The organism is Terribacillus sp. 7520-G, assembly GCF_002271665.1.
In the GTDB taxonomy this organism is placed as follows: Bacteria; Bacillota; Bacilli; order Bacillales; family Amphibacillaceae; genus Terribacillus.
This window is the reverse complement of the sequence record NZ_NQFP01000029.1, coordinates 1-18,769: the sequence shown is the minus strand read 5'-3', so window position 1 is coordinate 18,769 and position 18,769 is coordinate 1. Positions and strand designations below refer to the sequence as shown.

Annotated in this window: 19 protein-coding genes, 1 riboswitch and 1 other annotated feature; of the genes, 12 read left to right on the top strand and 7 right to left on the bottom strand. The window is 44.1% G+C overall.

Features of this window, described 5'->3' with window-relative positions; genetic code table 11:
* Positions 1-15 precede the first annotated feature (15 nt).
* The 4 genes from CHH53_RS11005 to CHH53_RS10990 all read left to right on the top strand — a co-directional run bounded on the left by CHH53_RS11005 (position 16) and on the right by CHH53_RS10990 (position 3,424).
* On the top strand, positions 16-1,605 hold the full coding sequence (locus tag CHH53_RS11005; RefSeq protein ID WP_095216184.1) for a ribonuclease YeeF family protein: 1,590 nt from the start codon (positions 16-18) through the stop codon (positions 1,603-1,605).
* 2 nt (positions 1,606-1,607) lie between these two features.
* Positions 1,608-2,261 (top strand): DUF443 family protein, encoded by a 654-nt coding sequence (locus CHH53_RS11000; protein ID WP_095216183.1) that lies wholly within the window; start codon positions 1,608-1,610, stop codon positions 2,259-2,261.
* A gap of 64 nt (positions 2,262-2,325) precedes the next feature.
* Complete coding sequence (locus CHH53_RS10995; protein ID WP_095216182.1) at positions 2,326-2,622, top strand: DUF4176 domain-containing protein; 297 nt, start codon at positions 2,326-2,328, stop codon at positions 2,620-2,622.
* Between the two features lie 133 nt (positions 2,623-2,755).
* Complete coding sequence (locus CHH53_RS10990) at positions 2,756-3,424, top strand: DUF443 family protein (RefSeq protein ID WP_095216181.1); 669 nt, start codon at positions 2,756-2,758, stop codon at positions 3,422-3,424.
* A gap of 125 nt (positions 3,425-3,549) precedes the next feature.
* On the opposite strand, the gene CHH53_RS10985 is transcribed toward CHH53_RS10990, so the two are convergent.
* Complete coding sequence (locus tag CHH53_RS10985; protein WP_095216180.1) at positions 3,550-4,818, bottom strand: cytosine deaminase; 1,269 nt, start codon at positions 4,816-4,818, stop codon at positions 3,550-3,552.
* The gene (codB, locus tag CHH53_RS10980; protein WP_095216179.1) at positions 4,815-6,083 is read right to left on the bottom strand and encodes a cytosine permease; all 1,269 of its coding nucleotides are present in this window, start codon (positions 6,081-6,083) and stop codon (positions 4,815-4,817) included. The genes CHH53_RS10985 and codB overlap by 4 nt, the downstream gene beginning before the upstream one ends.
* A gap of 416 nt (positions 6,084-6,499) precedes the next feature.
* On the opposite strand from codB, the gene CHH53_RS10975 reads away from it, so the two are divergent.
* From CHH53_RS10975 to proS, 3 genes are all read left to right on the top strand, one after another.
* The gene (locus CHH53_RS10975) at positions 6,500-7,552 is read left to right on the top strand and encodes a tetratricopeptide repeat protein (RefSeq protein WP_095216178.1); all 1,053 of its coding nucleotides are present in this window, start codon (positions 6,500-6,502) and stop codon (positions 7,550-7,552) included.
* Between the two features lie 15 nt (positions 7,553-7,567).
* A complete protein-coding gene (locus CHH53_RS17375) occupies positions 7,568-7,714 on the top strand; it encodes a hypothetical protein (RefSeq protein WP_158221545.1) in 147 nt (48 codons plus the stop codon).
* A gap of 214 nt (positions 7,715-7,928) precedes the next feature.
* Positions 7,929-8,143 (top strand) — a binding site (T-box leader).
* A gap of 42 nt (positions 8,144-8,185) precedes the next feature.
* Entirely contained in the window at positions 8,186-9,622 is a 1,437-nt protein-coding gene (proS, locus tag CHH53_RS10965) for a proline--tRNA ligase (protein ID WP_095216176.1), read from the top strand.
* Between the two features lie 52 nt (positions 9,623-9,674).
* Here the strand turns inward: proS and CHH53_RS10960 are convergent, their stop codons facing one another.
* The 4 genes from CHH53_RS10960 to CHH53_RS10945 form a co-directional block, all read right to left on the bottom strand.
* Positions 9,675-10,823, bottom strand: a complete 1,149-nt coding sequence (locus tag CHH53_RS10960; protein WP_095216175.1) for a glycerate kinase — start codon at positions 10,821-10,823, stop codon at positions 9,675-9,677.
* 33 nt (positions 10,824-10,856) lie between these two features.
* Entirely contained in the window at positions 10,857-12,125 is a 1,269-nt protein-coding gene (locus CHH53_RS10955; RefSeq protein ID WP_095216174.1) for a GntP family permease, read from the bottom strand.
* Between the two features lie 125 nt (positions 12,126-12,250).
* On the bottom strand, positions 12,251-13,357 hold the full coding sequence (locus CHH53_RS10950) for a CdaR family transcriptional regulator (protein WP_095216173.1): 1,107 nt from the start codon (positions 13,355-13,357) through the stop codon (positions 12,251-12,253).
* 134 nt (positions 13,358-13,491) lie between these two features.
* A complete protein-coding gene (locus CHH53_RS10945) occupies positions 13,492-14,838 on the bottom strand; it encodes an amino acid permease (protein ID WP_095216172.1) in 1,347 nt (448 codons plus the stop codon).
* 119 nt (positions 14,839-14,957) lie between these two features.
* Positions 14,958-15,036: riboswitch (glycine riboswitch) on the bottom strand.
* A 234-nt stretch (positions 15,037-15,270) separates the two neighbouring features.
* On the opposite strand from CHH53_RS10945, the gene CHH53_RS10940 reads away from it, so the two are divergent.
* Positions 15,271-15,534 (top strand): hypothetical protein, encoded by a 264-nt coding sequence (locus CHH53_RS10940; protein WP_095216171.1) that lies wholly within the window; start codon positions 15,271-15,273, stop codon positions 15,532-15,534.
* A 141-nt stretch (positions 15,535-15,675) separates the two neighbouring features.
* Here CHH53_RS10940 and CHH53_RS10935 read toward each other — a convergent pair whose 3' ends face one another.
* Positions 15,676-16,443, bottom strand: coding sequence for a DUF2268 domain-containing putative Zn-dependent protease (locus CHH53_RS10935; protein ID WP_095216170.1), 768 nt, complete (start codon positions 16,441-16,443; stop codon positions 15,676-15,678).
* 112 nt (positions 16,444-16,555) lie between these two features.
* Here CHH53_RS10935 and CHH53_RS10930 point away from each other — a divergent pair, with 112 nt between their 5' ends.
* The 4 genes from CHH53_RS10930 to CHH53_RS10915 all read left to right on the top strand — a co-directional run.
* The gene (locus CHH53_RS10930; protein ID WP_095216169.1) at positions 16,556-17,266 is read left to right on the top strand and encodes a class I SAM-dependent methyltransferase; all 711 of its coding nucleotides are present in this window, start codon (positions 16,556-16,558) and stop codon (positions 17,264-17,266) included.
* A 267-nt stretch (positions 17,267-17,533) separates the two neighbouring features.
* Positions 17,534-17,764 (top strand): lysozyme family protein, encoded by a 231-nt coding sequence (locus tag CHH53_RS10925; protein ID WP_095216168.1) that lies wholly within the window; start codon positions 17,534-17,536, stop codon positions 17,762-17,764.
* Between the two features lie 180 nt (positions 17,765-17,944).
* A complete protein-coding gene (locus CHH53_RS10920) occupies positions 17,945-18,121 on the top strand; it encodes a M23 family metallopeptidase (RefSeq protein ID WP_095216167.1) in 177 nt (58 codons plus the stop codon).
* 9 nt (positions 18,122-18,130) lie between these two features.
* A partial coding sequence (locus tag CHH53_RS10915; RefSeq protein WP_143594492.1) for a hypothetical protein occupies positions 18,131-18,769 on the top strand: 639 nt, incomplete at its 3' end.

Here is an 18,769-nt window from a genome sequence, read left to right as displayed (position 1 = left end):
TGAGGAGAAAGTACGTTGAGAGAGTTCGCGGTAAAGGAGATTCATAAAGGCACAGAAACGACCAAGCTCGATTTAGACACGCTTTCCGAACAACTAACAAACCTCCAGCAAAAAGTCAGAAATCTTTATAGCTTAGATGACGCCTTAAAAGGAGAAACAGGCAAGGCTATCCGATCCTTTTACAACGAAATCCATACCCCCTTCATCACCTTCCTGCTTCAATCCATGGAAGATTATAAAAACAGGCTGGAAAATATGAAAAATGATGTACAATCCTTCGAACCCAGCCATCACGGATACATAAGTGAAAGCTTCCTGGACGATGAACTGCATCCTGGACTCGATCAAGCCAAATCCAAGGTTGCCAGTGTCTCCGAGAGCATCAATTCCGTATTATCCGGCGTGGCGGATATAACATATGTAGCAAAAATCGATTATGCCGACTTTGAAACAAGTATTGAAGATGGCAAACAGCAGATAGATGATGTCATAAATGATCTTGGCGAACTCGATAGCAAACACGCATCCCAGCTGCAAGAAACACAAGCTGATCTGGATACAATGAAAAAGTATCTGTCTGAAATGACTGCCGGATTGAGCAGTGGCGCTATAACAATCAGTGACTTTGATGCTGCATCCCTGCAGGATATGAATGCTTATAATAATGTCATTCAGCAAAGTTATGGAAATGGAAATATTGAGATCACGGAGGATAATATTGAGTATCTTCCTATGGCTGCGATTGCTGCTGCAACGAAAAATGCGGAAAAAGGGATGGATGAAGGTGCTCTCGCTATCCTTCAGCATGCGTACAAGAGTCTTCAGCAAGGTGATATAAATAGAAAAGAATATAACGACATTCTGATTACAGCTAGCAAGAAGAACGGATCTGATGAAGAGAAGACCGATACATTTATAGAATACACGAACAAAAACTGGGATAAGATCGGCTTGGATGTTGCTAAGGATGGTGTTGCCAATGCACTTGAACAAAGAGGTATATACTTAGGAAAATCCGCTTTTTCCGATAGCGTAAGATTAGTTAGAGATATTTCATCAGGGGCTGTAGGAGGAGGCACTAGAACTGCTAGAGGTAGAGCCAATAGAATTAACAATAAGTTTACTCTTGGTAGTAAGCTAGCTCGCGGCGGCAATGCATTAGGAAGGGCGCTACCTTACTTAAATGCTGGTTATGGTTTTATTGAGGATATGTGGATAAAAAAAGATAAAACTGTTGGTGAAGCCATTACTCATAATGTATCTTCTCTTGCATTTAGTCTAGGAACTGGAGTCGCAGCTCAGGCGTTCACAACAGGAGCATTAACATTTTTAGGAGTTTCTAACCCTGCAGGTTGGGCTGTTCTGGGCACTATGGCAGTAGGTGCGTTAGCAGGACACTTCTTCAATTGGGCCTATGATGAAAACTTTTTGGGCTTACAGGATGGATTAAATTATGTCGGAAATAAAATAGATGAGGGAGTTGATTATGTAGGTGATAAGCTGAATGACTTCGGAACGAGTGTAAGTAATACAGTTAATAAAACAGGAGAAGCTATTAAATCAGGTATAGAATCTCTAAATCCAATAAATTGGGGTTGGAACTAAGAATGAATTCAGAGGTATTTATTATATTAAAGAATTTTAGATATCAGCTTATTAAGATAGAGAATAAGTTTTATATCATTGATAAAGATAAACCATATCTTCTCGTTTATCTTTTACCATTTTTATATTGGGCATTTCCAAAAAAAATTCATCAAATTAGTGAGGAATCTGCAAAACTTCTGCAGACAATACCTAATAAAGATACAAAAAACGCTAAATTAAGTCTCTTTGCCGTTGGAATATCAATGACTCTAGCAAGCTTATTACGACTTATTACAGATTACTTTTCTATTTCAATAACTCATTTTGTCGCTAGTTTAGTTGTTATATTATTTGCCATATTGTTAATTTATTTTAGATTTCTTATAGGTATACAAAATAAAAAATCTATTCATAAGAATTTGGATTTAGATCTAGATAATAATTCTAACTATTTAAATGTATATGTTTTTCCAAACCCTCTTAAAAAATTATTTTCTTTTACTTTAATGATCTTATTTACAATGCTAATAGCTATAGGAGCTATGTTTGCTTTTATTGTTTCTGGAAATATAATTATTTTAGTTACCTACATCGTATTCTTCTTTATGTTGTTATTCTTTAATATATTAACTGTTCCGCATGGAAGAAATACTATTAAGATCATTGTAAAATAATATAAGTTGATTATGAATCTGAGAATCCTAAGACTCATGCATAAATTTTAAGGAGGAAATATGTATGCTACCTATCGGCTCAATAGTCTACTTAAATGAAGGAACAAGTAAACTAATGATTTTAAACCGCGGTCCTATCATAGAACTAGATGGAGAACAAAAAATGTTTGATTACTCTGCCTGTGTTTATCCACAAGGACTGGTGGCAGATAGTGTCCTCTACTTTAATGAAGAAAATATTGATGAAGTTATCTTTGAAGGATTTAAAGATAGTGATGAGGATCGTTTCCATTCCTTGTATAAGCAGTGGCTTGAGGAGAATGATATTAAAAAAGGTGTTGTTAGCGGTCCATTGACATAACACAATAGATAAAGTATCAAGATTACTTCATTATCTTGATACTTTATACTATTCCTTGTTGATTTTATTTACGTATATACTACATTTTTAGCTTTCGAGAATAAAAATATAACGAACTTTAGGTGTTGATATTATGAGGAATACAGACAGAGGGGAAATTAGAAGAGTTAAAGGCAATAATAGGTATAGAATCCTCATCTATAATGATGAATTTTATGTTATAGATATAGGGAATTCAATTTGGAGAAACATATTTCCCTTTCTTTTCTGGCTTCTGCGTAATCCTGGCTATAAGATAGATCGCGATGTTGCTTTGCAACTTACCACCCATCAAAAGATAGATCTTAGCAATAGTTTAAAGTACGGCGCTATAGGTTCTGGGATTGCTACAACGTTCTCAGGGTTTTTACTTCCATTAACTGATTTAGCCACTATAAAAAGCTCTTTATATTTAAATATCATTATAACGTTATTACTAACAGGTATACTAATTTGGACTTTCTTATTCCTAATGAATAAACAAAAACAAAGATTGAAAAGAAATATAGACTTTTCCCACTTACCCACTTTGCAGATAAGAACTAGCAGACCAAAGTTTAGACTTATTATGCGGACAGCTTTCGTATATCTGTTTTCCTTAGCTTTCTCTGTTGTTTGTTTACTGGCATTTATAACAGAAAGTAATCTCTATATACTATTTGTTGGGTTATTACTCTTTTTAATGCTTCTTCTTGCTAATGGAGCAGCATTAGATCATGGCAAATACAAGATTAATATAAAGTCTATTTCTAAGCTCAAATAGATATCGGACAACATCATATAACCCGTTAATATTCGTCAATGAAGTCGGTTAAGAAAATGTTTGACACGTAGATAAGAACCCAGACAAATTTTATCTGGGTTCCTTCGATAATCATTACATCATATTTATTTAGAAAATGTTATTCTTTCAATATTACCAGCTAGCGTCAATTTCGTATCCCTCGGCTTCGTCTCCGCAATAACCTCACCATTCCGTACAGAATACAGAACAGCCGCCTGCTTCCGGATCGCTTCGTATTCATTCTCTGCTTCCAGCACGATCAAGTTGGCAGGCTTTCCTTCTTCGATGCCGTATTTGTCTTCGATGTGCAGCGTTTTTGCGCTATTTGCTGTGATCATATCGATGGAATTAACGATTTGTTCATAGCCCATCAGCTGTGTGACGTGGATGCCCATGTGCAGGACTTGCAGCATGTTGCCTGTTCCCAGCGGATACCATGGATCGAAGATGTCATCATGTCCAAAGCTGACGTTGATTCCAGCTTCTGTCAGCTCCTTCACCCTTGTGATTCCTCTTCGTTTCGGATACGTGTCGAAGCGCCCTTGAAGGTGTATATTGACCAATGGGTTGGCAACCATGTTGATATTGGATAGTTTGAGCAATCGGAAGAGCTTGGAAGTATAGGCATCGTTATAAGAGCCCATGGCCGTCGTATGGCTGGCCGTCACTCGTTCTCCCATGCCGTATCGATATGCCTCGGCTGCCACTACTTCGACAAATCGGGATTGTTCGTCGTCGATTTCATCACAATGGATGTCTACGAGACGGTCATATTTTTCCGCTAATTCAAAGGCTTTCTGTAAGGATTCCACGCCGTACTCACGAGTGAATTCATAATGCGGGATTCCTCCAACGACATCGGCTCCCATGCGGAGTGCTTCTTCAAGCAGCTCTTCCCCGCTTGGATAAGAGAGGATGCCTTCCTGTGGAAAAGCCACAAGCTGCAGGTCCACATAAGCAGCCATCTCCTCCTTCACTTCCAGCAATGCCTTCAATGCTGTCAAATTCGGGTCCGTGACATCCACATGCGTCCGGACATGCTGGATGCCTTGGGCAATCTGCCATTTCAATGCTTGCTTCGCCCTCGTTTTCACATCCTCCAGCGTCAGCAGCTCTTTGCGCTCAGCCCAGCGCTGGATGCCTTCAAATAATGTCCCGCTTTCATTCCAGTTCGGCTCGCCTGCGGTCAGCGTTGTATCCAGGTGAATATGCGGTTCAATAAATGGCGGCAGTACCAGGTTGCCCTGCACATCCATGATTTGCTCGTCACGGTTTGATTCGATCGATGGAGCGATTCTTTCGATTTTTCCTTCTGTGATTCGTATTTGCCAGAGTCCTTCTCTATTTCTTAGCTTCGCATTTGTAATAATCATGATTCTGTCACCTTTTCCACATTGAGATTTAGTTTCGCTTCCGCTGCTTTTGCTGTAATGATTGAAAGAACCACATATACTGCCGCCGCACCAATCAATCCATTCAGCGGCGGTATACCCGGCAGGAACTTCGCTGCGCCGGCCCCGACAGCCCACGCTGCCATCGCATTCCAATTCACTGCTTTGAATGTCATCGTGTCGAACTCCGGATACTTCCCGCGGCGTACGATGAAATAATCCGCAATCAAAATGGCGCCGATCGGCGGTAATACAGACCCTAGCGCTGTAAGAAAACCTGTAAAATTGTTATACAGCCACATAGCCAAGATTGTGCCGATAATACCATTTACGATAACCACTTTGTTTTTCTTGATTTTAGTAATGTTGGAGATTCCCAGGCTCGCAGCATAGATCGCGTTATCGTTTGTCGTCCAAATATTCAAGCCCAAGACGATAATTGCCGGTATGATAAGCCCTTGCATGAACATCACTTCTGAAATATCCGACTGACCTGTAACGATTGCGCCAATTGCACCGAACGCGAACATAAGGGAATTTCCGATAAGAAATGCGATAACTGTCGTAGAGACACCCACTTTTGGGCTCTTCGCGAATCGAGTGAAGTCCGGTGTTAACGTTCCCCCGCTGATGAACGAACCGACACCGATTGTCAGTGCTGCCGCTGTACCCAGCACTTCGGTGGGCTTATGCTGCATAAGCATATCCAAGCCGCCAATATCATTCACTGCCCCAAAAGCAGAATATCCACCCAGGACAATTATTGCCGGGACAGCGATAAAGCTTAAAATCGTTAGAGCTTTCATTCCGAAGAAAGCTGTAGCTGTCATCAATAATCCAAAAATAACAATCAATATAGCAGTATCAATTCCGGTCACCTTTTGAACTGGCACAGCGAACATTGCCACTCCGACACCGAACCAGCCGATTTGTGTAGCACTCAACAGGAAAGAAGATACATAAGATCCCTTTTCACCAAATGCATAGCGTGTCAATAAATGTGTGGAGAGGCCAGTTTTCGCCGAGATATAAGCGAGCGCGCCTGTGTATATACCTAAAATTAAATTTCCTGCCAGTACAATCCAGATGAATTGCGTCATGGATAATCCTAGTCCCAACGTTCCTCCCGCTATCATACTCGCGGAAAAGAAGGTAAACCCAAGCATTACCATGAGCATCCTCCAAAAACCGTTTCGATGCGATTTAGGTACTTCCCTTAAAGAAAAATCATGATCTATCTTTTCCATTGTGATTCCTCCTGTTTTAGTCAGACTAAAACTGGTACCGAGGAAAAAGAAAAGAGGCTTCCTGCCATCACTGACAGGAAGCCTCTTTGAACATGGGGATATAAGGGTATAGCTATCCCATTACTCCGCATAGTTTCCGAATGTCCTTGTCAGCCTCACGGGACTGAATTAAAGGTACCAGTATTCAAATTAAAGTTATTATTACAGTAATTAAGGGTAATGTCAACTCTAGTAACGCTGGTTTTATAATTTATCCACCAGAAAGACCGGCAGCTGCTGCATGAAGAAGATCAGGAAAGATAGGCATATAAACCAGCAATATTCACTCACGGAAAATCCAATTATTCCCACCATGAAATGCGACAAAAAATGGTAAAATCGAACAATAAATAACTTTTTTGAAGGAGTTTCGCGCTATGGGAGAGAATATCTTTAATCATACTGATATTGTGGATCGATTGGACAACTGGTCTATCAATATTCGATTAGATAAAAGAGATACTGCTGCAAGTATCCATCAGGATATAAAGAACATGATCGCCGATTACGATATCAGTACGCTTATCACCTATTTCTTGCTGGAAAGCCGCTTCTATTTAATGAATAAAGATCCTGTCCATGCTGCCATGTCCCTTGCTGACGCCAAAAAATACACTGACCACTTCCATGATATTCATCTCCACCACTTGCATATAGCAGAAGGTATCATCTTCTACGATGAAAATCGTTTCCAGGAAGCACTGAACTGCTTCGAGAAAGCCGAAAGATATTTAGATCAATTAGAAGATCCGGCAGAGATAGGCGAATTTCACCTCCGCAAGGCAATGACGTATTTTTATCTCGACATTACATCGTTATCTGTGCTTCATGGAGAGAGAGCAGCAGAGGCCTTTAGACCCCATAAGACATTAGAGTTTTTACTCGCCCGTACAGAAATGATGCAAGGGCTCAATTTTGCGGATTTACACAAGTATGATCGTGCAGAAGCATGTCTCCAAAGAGCCTTGACATCATTCAAGAGACTTGAAAATCATAATTTCATCACTTCATCGAACCTCAACCTTGGCGTCCTGTATGTCAAACGCAATCTTCCAGCTGTGGCAATTCATTATCTTGAAGAAGCACTGAAAGGAAATCAAGAACGCATCCATTTAAAAATCTTATATCTGCTGGCTGATTGCTATTGGAAGACCAATCAAACTTCCAAAGCACTGAAAACGTACACAGAAGGTTTCAGCATAAGCACCAAAAAGGATGATACAGCGAAAAAGTGGGAATTTGCCATGCTTCACAAAAAATATGAAGATAAATTGAATTTTGAAAGCGTATGGCAAGAAGGCATAGATTATTTTACAAAAATTAACGATAATTACAATGTAAGGAGGTTTTCAAAGGAGTTGGCAGAATATTATACTGAAAGTAATCAGTACGAACTTGCTTCCAGATACTATGCCTTGGCTCTACTATAATAGGGAGGGTTTTATATGAAAAAGCTAGTTCTCTCATTTCTGTTTATCGGCACAATCATACTGAGCGGTTTAGCAGGCTTTTCTGACCAGAATCAAAATGAAAATGCAGTTAAAGAAGGAGATCTTGGCAGCGCAGTATTTTCTTTAAATATCCTCAACTAGATAACGGAAAGAAGCTCATCGTTGATGGTGAGCTTCTTCTTTTTTCTTCAGATAATCGCAATCAATCCTGAATTTATCAATGATGCTCTGCTGTTGTCCCCTTTTCATTCCTTTAAGACAGACTTCCCGCACCCCAGGAAGGATATTTTTTTTGCCGTGCAGCACTTAATGTTATTGAATTCCCCGCCGCCTATTGCTATATTAATTTATACATATGCAATCGATGATGTGATCAAGTAAATAAGGATCGTGAAACAGAAAATATAGCCTTGGCTGAGAGCTATATCACCTCTTCTTATTGAACCCTGCCACGGAGATGTTAGGCAAACCTAACCGGGTCGTTCCGTTACAGACGCTGCGAGGGCTTAATGCATGATTAAGCCGAATGAAGGTGGTACCACGTCTATCAAGCATAAAGACGTCCTTTTCGGACGCTTTATGCTTTTTTATATTACTTAGGAGGAAACAACGATGTCCGAGAATACAAATGATTTTACCAAGTGGTATATCGATACCATTCAAAAAGCCGATTTGGTCGATTATACGCCAGTCCGCGGGAGTATTGCATTCAAGCCCGACGGCTATGAAATTTGGGAGCATATCCAGGAAGCGATGGATAAGCGTTTCAAGGAAACCGGACACCGCAATGCCTACTTCCCTATGCTGATTCCGGAATCTTTCTTCCAGAAGGAAAAGGATCATATCGAAGGCTTCTCACCGGAGCTTCCTTGGGTGACAGAGGCTGCCGGGGAGAAGCTGGAGGAACGGTTAGCGCTGCGTCCGACATCCGAGACGATGATTGGTCATTTATATTCCAATTGGATCAAGAGCTATCGGGATCTGCCGGTGTTGATCAATCAATGGGCGAATGTCTTCCGCTGGGAAAAGAAAACTCTCCCATTCATCCGTACTTCTGAATTCCTATGGCAGGAAGGTCACACCGCTCATGTGGATGAAGAGGATGCGCGCAAGGAAACGATGCAAATGCTGAACATATACAAGGAAGTCGTGGAGGATTTGCTTGCGATTCCAGTTTATGATGGGCAAAAGACACCATCCGAACGCTTTGCCGGTGCGGTCGATACATTCTCGATCGAAGCGATGATGAAGGATGGAAAAGCTGTTCAAGCAGGGACTTCCCACTACTTGGGTACCAAGTTCGCTGAAGCGTTCGATATCAAATATCTGAACAAAGAAAATAAACACACGCATGTGCATACTACATCATGGGGTACATCCACACGGCTCATCGGTTCGATGATCATGGTTCATGGCGATGAACAAGGACTTGTTTTACCGCCGAAAGTGGCACCGACACAAGTCGTTTTGATTCCTGTTGGTCCATGGAAGAAAAACCCTGCCATCATCGAGAAATTGGATGAGATTTTCGCAGCCCTGAAAGCCCAAGGCATCCGTGTTCGTCTCGATGATTCCGATCAATCACCAGGCTTCAAATTCAATGAATGGGAGCTAAAAGGTGTGCCAGTACGCATGGAGCTTGGCCCGCGTGATTTGGATAATGATCAAGCGCTTATGAAAGCCCGTGATGCAGAAGAAAAAGTATCGGTTCCTCTGGAAGGCATTGTCGAAGCGATCCAAAAAGAGCTGGAAACCATGCAAACCCGCCTGTTCGAAAAAGCCAAAGCTTTCCGCGCAGAGCACTCCCATACACATATCGATACAATGGACCAGCTGAAACAGCATCTGACCGAGTCTGAACAAAACGGTCAAATTCCTGGCTGGATCCTGGCAGGCTGGTGCGGCGATGACGCTTGTGAAGATAAAGTAAAAGAAGAAACGAAATTCACAACCCGAAATATCCCATTCAACCCGCCGGCTGAAAAGCACACTTGCCTGCATTGCGGCAAAGAAGCAAAACATACCGTTTGGTTTGCTCGCGCTTATTGATTGAATACCAAAAAGGATCGATCTTAACCAGGTCGATCCTTTTCTTTGTATCCTATGATAGCTGCTTGGATTTAACCGCCTTCATCGTCGCTGCAATGTTTCTTGCCGCTCTTTCCATATAATCTGCAGCATGTTCCAATGCATCCGGCAGTGTCACCACACCCGGAACGATCGTGAAAAGCGCATCAATTCCGTGCTCATGCACAACATCAGCATCTTCCGACAATGCCCCCGCAAGCCCGATTACAGGAACACCATATTTTTTAGCTGCTTTCGCTACGCCGATCGGGGTTTTGCCGTAAATCGTCTGACTATCGATCCGCCCCTCCCCCGTGATGACAAGATCGGCATCCTTGACTGCTTCATCGAAGTTCACCGCATCCAGGACAATATCGATTCCCCTTTTCAGCTTTGCATCCAGAAAAGCCAGCAGACTCGCTCCAAGTCCACCTGCTGCCCCTACGCCCTCTATCTCCCGGAAGGAGCTCCCAAGCGCTTGCTCTGCAACATCGGCAAAGTGGGACAGATTCTTATCCAGCTGCTCCACCATCTCCGGCGTGGCGCCCTTTTGGGGACCGAAAATCGCCGAAGCCCCCCTTGGTCCCGTCAAAGGATTATCCACGTCACAGGCCACTTCGATCAGGACATCCTTCAATCTGTCATCCAGACCAGCCAAGTCTATGGCAGCAAGCTGGGAGAGTGCACCGCCGCCGTCACCGATTTCTCTTCCAGCTTCGTCAAGCAGCCTTCCCCCCAGGGCCTGAATCATTCCGGCCCCGCCATCATTTGTCGCACTGCCCCCAAGTCCGATGATAATATGATGCACGCCCATATCAAGAGCAGCGGCCATCAATTCCCCGGTTCCTCTGGTAGATGTCAACAGCGGATTCCTGTCAGCCGCAGGCACAAGATGCAGCCCTGATGCTGCCGCCATCTCTATGACAGCTGTTCCCCCATCCCCCATCAAGCCAAAGAATGCTTTGACCGGCTTACCCAAGGGACCCGTTACAAATCGTTCTTCGATTTTACCGCTCGTTGCATCCACAAGTGACTGAACGGTTCCTTCCCCTCCGTCCGCCATTGGCATTTTCTTATACACAGCATCCGGAAAGACCGATTGAAAGCCTCGCTCCATTGCATCAGCAGCCTCCAGAGCCGATAAACTTTCTTTATAAGAGTCAGGGGCGAATACAATTTTCATGGTAATCCATCCTCTCCATTAGCGTTAACTCCCTTAACCAAAGAACTTAAAGATCCCGAATATAAGCGTTGAAATGATCGCGAGTGTCAGCCCGACCAAGGATTCGTATGGCATCAGCTTCAGGCGCTCCTTGATGGCCATATGGACACTTCCTGCTGTCGCATGGAAAAAGCTCCCGTGCGGCAAGTGATCCAGTACCGTTGCACCTGCATGAATCATGGCAGCCCCAGCCAAAGCAGACACACCCAAATCCAAAATGGTGCCGCTGAAGACGCTGCTTGCCACTGCCGTACCAGCCGTTGAGGAAGCAGTTGCCGCGGACATGAAGATACCCGAAACAGGAGCCAATACAAAAGCCGGCAGCCCAGTGGCATTCAACGCATCAATCAGGACATCCTTCAATGCAGAGTTGGCAATGATCCCCGCCAGCGTTCCAGTCCCCAGCAGCATGATGGCCACTCCGGACATTTTACTCAAACCAGAAATCGCATATTCATTGATCTTCCTGGTCTTTTTCATTGCAATGGCACCAATGATACCCCCAACCGGCAGCGCAACCATCGGATCGATATCGATATCGAATAAAGGACGCAAGGAGAGCAGGATGATGGTGATGAGCGGTGCAATCAATGCGGTGATAAATAAAGGCAGCTTTGTACTATCTGTCATTTCAACATCCTGGCTTGCCACCGCAGTACCTTTTTTGACGAGCCGCTTTGCCAAAAGATACGTAACAGCCACACCGAAAATAGCTGGGATGATTCCTGCAGCCATGACCGATGTAAGCGGGATACCGAATGCATCAGAAGCAGCGATCGCATTCGGGTTGGGCGACATGATATTCCCCGCCTTGCCTCCGCCGATCATCGCCAAAAGAATGGCCGTTTTGGATAGATTAGCTCGCTTGGCAATCGCTAAAGCGATTGGGGAGACGGTGATGACAGCCACGTCCACGAACACCCCGACCGTTGTCAGGATCATCGTAGCAATGGATAATGCCAGCAATGCACGTGTTTCCCCGATTTTTTTGACAATCGTTTCCGCAATCGAGGAAGCAGCCCCCGATTCGATCAGGACACCTGCCAGGATACCCGCAGCCAAAATCCGCAGCACCGCCGGAATGATATCCTGTGCCCCTTCCATCATCAAGGCGACTGTATCCGTGATATTCACACCGCCGATCAAGCCTCCGATCAAAGCTCCGGCAACCATCCCATATGCGGGCGGCACTTTTTTCAAGATAAGTACAATAGCTATGATCAAGGCACATATCGCCCCTAAAGCGCTTACAGTAACGTCCATGCTGTTCCCTCCACACAATGTGTAATCGTTATACACCAATTGTAAGCGTTTTCTAAGATGGATTCATCGTGAAAGAGAATGAAAAAGTCCCGGAAAACCTCCACTTCGGTTGTGCATTTGCACAATCAGCTCAAATCACACTGCAGCTTCGCCATATACAGCTCCATCAAATCCTTAGCATCCCGCGGATCCTTTCCAGTCAGCTCCGCGATCTTATCAAGACGGTACCTCAGCGTATTCCGGTGAATAAACAAGCTTTCTGCAATCTTGTTCAATTCCCCGCCCTCTCTTATATAAGCTTCCAATGTATCGATCAGCTCCCCCTTCCTGCCTTGATCCAGCAGATTATCATAGTAAGAAAAGGCACTCTTATCCTCTTCCCGGATCACTTTCGACAGCATGATCTCCAATTGATACTTTTCATATGGGAAGCAGTTCCTATCCGGATCAAGCTTACTCCCGACCATGATGGCATTTTTAGCCTGGGAGAAGGAGGCTTTTAATTGGTTTAGCTGATTCGCCACCCTGCCGATTCCCATTCGTACATTTTCAGAAGATATCTTTTGCAGACGTTCCAAAAAATGAGTCATTTCCCGTTTCGATCCTGCCGCCTTCAGAACCACTATTTCCTCGTTATAACTGACTCCGATGAAATCGTTTCTGCCAATCTCATATTGGACAGCCTCGATCAGCCCTTGCGTGGTAATTTGGGCATCATCCATTTTTTCCATCACGATAGCAAATCTCGGACATCCTACATCCATCCCCAGGAATCCAGCCCGCTGCTTGATTGATGCCTCATTCAAGTCCCCTTCTGCGATAAGCTGATTGACAATCTCACTTTGAAGTCGCTGCTTCCATTGCACCCGCTCCAATAGAAACGACTGCTCCAGCACTAATTCTGCCGCCATTTTCACCAGCCGGGCATAATTCCGGATCTGCTCTGGTTCCCCTGTGATACCTATCACGCCGACGACTTGATCGTTAAAAAGTATCGGTAAATTTATACCTGGCCTTGCCCCTTTCATTTCTGCGGCACTGGCATCATCTATTTCCATGCTTTCTCCTTTTTCCAGGACTAGCAGCGCGCCGGTATGGAGCTGATCGATCCTGTCCCTTTCCCCGGAGCCTATGATCACCCCTTCTTCATTCATGACATTTATATTTTGATTCAATATCTTCATCGTACGTCCGACAATTTCCTGAGCCAGTTCATACGTCAAGAATTGCATATTTTTTACCCGCCTTCCCGCTCATTTCATTTAGAATCTATTATAGTGGAGATTGGATGGACAACTTAACTTATATCATAGATTAATAGGAACAGCCTCCATTTGCCGGAAGCTGTTCCTATCATTCGATTACCTTAATTAGACCGTTTCTTTCTGCCCCCATACAGCCCAAGCAGCAATACAAACCACAAAGGCGTCAGCAGCAGCGCCGGCCGCGTTTCATCCGCCGACAGCATGATAACGAGGACCCCTGCAAACATCGCCAGCACAGCATAGTTCACAAATGGCGCAAACGGTGCCTTGAACGTTGATTTTGCCTGCAATGCAGGACGGGTTTTCTTATATTTGATATGACAGATAAGAATGATGCTCCAAACCCAAATAAAACAGATGGCACTGATAGTCGTGACAATGCTGAAGGCTTGATCCGGGATGAGTTTGCTTAAGAGCGCCCCCACGGATACAACGATTGCCGACAGCCATAAAGCGTTCGCCGGGACGTGCTTTTTATTCAATTTGGCAAGCTGCGATGGACCTTGTCCTTGCTTGCTCAAGTTGTATAAAGTCCGGCTGGTGGAGAACATGCCGCTGTTCCCGGCAGATGCTGCCGATGTCAATACGACAAAGTTGATGATGCCTGCCGCAAGCGGAATGCCGACCAAGCTGAATGTCTTCACGAATGGGCTTTCTGCTGCATTCAGCTCTGTCCATGGATTTATCATCAATAGAATCAAAAGTGCGCCCACGTAGAAAAATAGGATCCGTAACGGTATCTTATTGATCGCCGAGGGGATATTCTTGGCTGGGTCAGCAGTTTCGGCTGCCGATACACCGATCAATTCCACACCGACATACGCGAAGACGACCATCTGGAAGGCGAGCAGGAAGCCAGGAATCCCATTGGGAAACAGTCCTCCGTGCTCCCATAGATTGGCAACCGAAACGGCTCCTGTATCTGTCTGGAAACCAATCACCAGCAGCACGATGCCAATACCGATCAGGGCCAAGATCGTGATCACCTTGATCAAGGCGAACCAAAATTCCAATTCCCCAAACAGCTTGACCGTAAGTAAATTAAGTCCCAATAAAACGATGACGCAGATAAGTGCAGGTACCCATTGCGGGATATCGAACCAATAATTCACATACACCCCGACAGCAATCACATCCGCCATCGCTGTCATTATCCAGCAAAACCAATACGTCCAGCCCGTCACAAACGATGCCCAAGGTCCAAGATAATCTTCGGCTATGTCCGTGATGGATTGATAGCCTGCCTTTGATAAAAGCAGCTCCCCAAGCGCCCTCATCACAAAAAACAGCGCAATGCCAACAATCAAATATGCAAAGATGATCGATGGGCCAGCCAGCTGGATCGCTTTCCCGGATCCCAGGAATAACCCCGTACCGATCGTACCGCCAATGGCAATCAGCTGTACATGTCTATTTGATAAGTCCCTTTTCAGCCCTTGTTGTGCCAAATCTTACTCCTCCTTCAAAAACCCAATAAAAAAAGAGATCGGAGGTTCTCCAATCTCTTGATCACAAGAATAACAAATACTATTGGTCATGCGCGCGCTGCAAAACACAAATACATATCCGATACTCTTCTGTCCTTTTGCCTGAGATTGTGAACCCTTCGGCGCCGCGCAAATAGCGGTCTCTCCAGAAGCTGCTCCTGCTATAGTGTGATCCATAGCATTCATAGCTTTATTATTAAGTTATTTAGATTTTGCTTGATTACCGTTCATTCTAATGTTTGTTGGATTTTTTGTCAAATCCAGATTGCAGCATGGCACCTCGATCCCCTTGACACCAAGATTCCGCTAAACCCCTAAGATACGTGTACCCTGCGATATTTTATTTGGGACATATAATACCCTGAATCCTTAAAACGTTATGGGGGTGAAGATATGTCAGTTGGAAGATATCGTTCATTATGCCAAAGATACAGCGGTAAAGCAGTTGAAATCCGATGCCATGATGGCAGAATCCATAGAGGAATCATTCAGCGTGTAGATCAGAACCGAGTATATTTGCAGCCACTTGGCCGCTCCCGGAACCTGGGCGGCTTCGGTTACGGAGGCTGGGGGTATGGCGGCGGCTGGGGATTTGGCTGGGGAGTGGCCTTGGGAGCCATTGCAGGAATAGCCTTGCTTTCCCTATTCTGGATTTGACCATTCAACTAAAGCATGTTTATCTCAGCAGACCAGGATAACGGCATCATAGCCATGGAGAAGTGGGTATGACGAAAAGTCAGGACTTGGTGCACCCTGACTCCATGATCATCGTCCATATCCACTAAGCTCCATGCACCATTAATTCCCGCCGGCAATCACATCCGCTTCAACAGGCAGCAAGTCCTTGCTTGATAGGCTATTTCTCTCCATATACCTTTTCACTACATGATAACCGGCACAATAACCAAGCATCTTCGGATATTTACGATGACCGAATAAAATCGCTTGAAATTCCTGCTCCTCACGTAATAGCCGCCGCTTGGGCAGAATGTAATCCGCCCACATTTTGGCGATTTCCTTATCCGAATAAAAGGATGCCCAGCTTGCAGTCAGCTCCTCCCCCAGTCTTTCCCTGACCGCATTTTCCGCGATCCCCTCCAATACGATCGTATCCAGCAGCGTGTACATCCCTTCCTTTTTGTCAAAGTGATTCAGCCGGCAGACATGATTGTATTCATGCGTAAATATTGCCTTTATTTCCTCTTCCGTGTTTTTCGGGGAGATAAATAAAAAAAGCTTATCACCGAAAGCCAGCCCGGACTTGCCTCCCAATTGTGCTTGGAGCCATTCATTATGCACATCTGATGGAAAGATAAAGATCGGTATATCCGGACCTCCCCATTCCTTCTGCAGGAAAGCCTCGTCCTGCTTCACTATCTCCCACACCTTCTGATCCAGCAGCTGTTCCCCCCGCTTCTTCAGCGGGCGATACATGCCATGCCTGACGAGGTAATCATATATTTCAGAAGCAGAAGCTCCCGGGAAATGTTCTGTCAGCTGCCCGCACATCCCGACTGGATCCTCATAATCATGAAGCAGCCATTCATCTGTCCTGATTACACTCATAGCACTCCTCCTCACAACACCAATTTATTCACGAAGAGCACGTCCTGCTTTTGCATACAGCACAAATCTCCCCTGCGCTCATAGCTTATTACATGGAAAGGCGGGGATTCATTTGCATTACACATACCTCGATTGTTTAGCCCTGTTTGGCGTAGGCGGCGCCCATCCAGGAGGACTGAGACTAACAAAGCAGATCCTGTCCGAGGAAAAAATCAATGAACAAACAGCAATGCTGGAGATCGGCTGCGGTACCGGGCAAACAGCCGCCCATCTCGCACAGCAATACGGCTGCAGCATCAGTGCACTGGACAATAATGGCATCATGGTGGAGAAAGCCCGGCAGCGATTCAACTCCCTCGATTCACCGGTCGATATCAAACTCGGGGACACCGAAAATCTCCCCTATCCGGAAGCGAATTTTGATATCGTCCTTTCCGAATCCGTGCTGGCTTTCACCAATGTCGGCACCACCATTCCAGAGCTCAAAAGAGTCCTGAAACCAAACGGCATCTTACTTGCAATCGAAACCGTACTGGAACAGCCGATTCCAGAAACCGAACGGGATCACATCATGGATTTTTACACCTTCCCGCAATTATGGACCGAAGCCGAATGGCTTACCGTCTTCAAACAGGCTGGTTTTCAACAAATTGACAGCACGACATACCAAGCTTCCTCTGAACAAATCGACGAGCAGCATGCTGCCGATTTCACACTTTCGGAAGATATAGATGACGCATTATTAGAGATATTGGAAAAGCACCAGGAGATCACAAAGCAGTATAAAGATATACTAGGCTATCGCATTTTCAGGTGCAGATAAGCAAAAAAGAGATTGGATATCCTCCAATCTCTTCATCATTAAAAAACAATATCTCCCTGGATAGATACAGAACCATCGCTGAATCGATTTCCCTTCCTCCGGATCATCGGAATCAGACATGGGTTCAGAAAAGGGATTCCGGCATTCAATCATGATCGAATGCTATGACTATTTCCGTTCCTTTGCCAAGTTCGCTCCTTACCTCAAAAAGCCGGTGGTGGATATGGTGTAGATGGGAATGGTGATGGAAAGGCTGATCCATGGCAGATTGAAGATGCAATACATACAGCTGCCAATTACTTGGCTGGGAGTAATTATGCTTCCGATCAAAGAGGAGCTATCTATAACTATAACCATGCTAACTGGTATGTCGATAAGGTCCTAAAAAACGCTAACAAATTCAAATCACAAGCGACTTATACCCCTAATAATGGTGGCGATGTACCACAAGTAACCTCTGGTGCCTTTATGAGACCGGTAACAGGTGATATTACTTAAACTTTTGGTCCTCGTTGGGGAACTTATCACAACGGTATAGATATCGGTGGTGGTGGTAGATCTAATGTACAGGTAGTGGCATCTGCAGATGGAGTAGTAGTTAAAATCATATCTTTCAAGCTCATACGGAAACACAATTATCATAAGGCACAATATAGAAGGAAAACAGTATGAAACTCTATTTTAGCTTCGAGGAAGGTATCAGCAGGAGCTAATGTCAAAAAAGGTCAGTTTATAGGCTACATGGGTAATACTGGGCAATCAACAGGTATGCATCTTCATTTTGAACTACACTCTCCTGCATGGAATTCTAGCAAGTCTGGTAAATTAGATCCTGCAAAATACGTTCAATTCTAGGAGGGAATTATGAAAAGGAAGCTTGTTTTAGCTTCTATAGGTGCCTGGATGCTTATTATGATAGGGTTGCTTATATTCTTCAGCTTAGATGAAGAAGCAGATAGTATAAACATTGAGCAAGCATCTGCTGACACATTAGAAGATATGCAAACGGTTATGAATCAGGAAGAAGATCTGTATAAATGGGCGGACGAAGAAAAGATTGGGGACGGCGGCCACATTCATTTACACAATGATGAAGTAGCAGAGAAGTATAATTCAGTAGAAGGAGCCATAACGTTCTTGTTTACTGCAGTGAGATTAAAGGATGAGGATCTCTTCATTCAAGAATTTGAACCAGAAAGTCTTTCTAAGGATATATTAAATGGTGGCTCTGTAAATAACAGTGATGTAATCATGGATTTCATCCAGGCTATTTCTAAAGATCAAGAAATAACTGATATAAAATACAATCAAAAAGAAGGAGTCCTGGGTACATATAAGGATGAAGCAGCTGTTAAATTGATATACAGCGATCAATCTGAAACTGACATAAACTTGGCTTTTAAACACTACAGTTCGAATAATCATGGAGATGATCTCTCGACATATCTTATTTCGACAACACCTTCTGAAATAGTATCTCAAATCGAAGAAGGAGGCTGGGAC

Bases quoted from the DNA above. Each gene is read 5' to 3' on its own strand.
- CHH53_RS10960 (WP_095216175.1), bottom strand. From the start codon at position 10,823: ATGAAAATTGTATTCGCCCCTGACTCTTATAAAGAAAGTTTATCGGCT.
- CHH53_RS10990 (WP_095216181.1), top strand. From the start codon at position 2,756: ATGAGGAATACAGACAGAGGGGAAATTAGAAGAGTTAAAGGCAATAAT.
- CHH53_RS10950 (WP_095216173.1), bottom strand. From the start codon at position 13,357: ATGCAATTCTTGACGTATGAACTGGCTCAGGAAATTGTCGGACGTACG.
- CHH53_RS10955 (WP_095216174.1), bottom strand. From the start codon at position 12,125: ATGGACGTTACTGTAAGCGCTTTAGGGGCGATATGTGCCTTGATCATA.
- CHH53_RS10995 (WP_095216182.1), top strand. From the start codon at position 2,326: ATGCTACCTATCGGCTCAATAGTCTACTTAAATGAAGGAACAAGTAAA.
- proS (WP_095216176.1), top strand. From the start codon at position 8,186: ATGTCCGAGAATACAAATGATTTTACCAAGTGGTATATCGATACCATT.
- CHH53_RS10975 (WP_095216178.1), top strand. From the start codon at position 6,500: ATGGGAGAGAATATCTTTAATCATACTGATATTGTGGATCGATTGGAC.
- codB (WP_095216179.1), bottom strand. From the start codon at position 6,083: ATGGAAAAGATAGATCATGATTTTTCTTTAAGGGAAGTACCTAAATCG.
- CHH53_RS17375 (WP_158221545.1), top strand. From the start codon at position 7,568: ATGAAAAAGCTAGTTCTCTCATTTCTGTTTATCGGCACAATCATACTG.
- CHH53_RS10985 (WP_095216180.1), bottom strand. From the start codon at position 4,818: ATGATTATTACAAATGCGAAGCTAAGAAATAGAGAAGGACTCTGGCAA.
- CHH53_RS10935 (WP_095216170.1), bottom strand. From the start codon at position 16,443: ATGAGTGTAATCAGGACAGATGAATGGCTGCTTCATGATTATGAGGAT.
- CHH53_RS10940 (WP_095216171.1), top strand. From the start codon at position 15,271: ATGTCAGTTGGAAGATATCGTTCATTATGCCAAAGATACAGCGGTAAA.
- CHH53_RS11000 (WP_095216183.1), top strand. From the start codon at position 1,608: ATGAATTCAGAGGTATTTATTATATTAAAGAATTTTAGATATCAGCTT.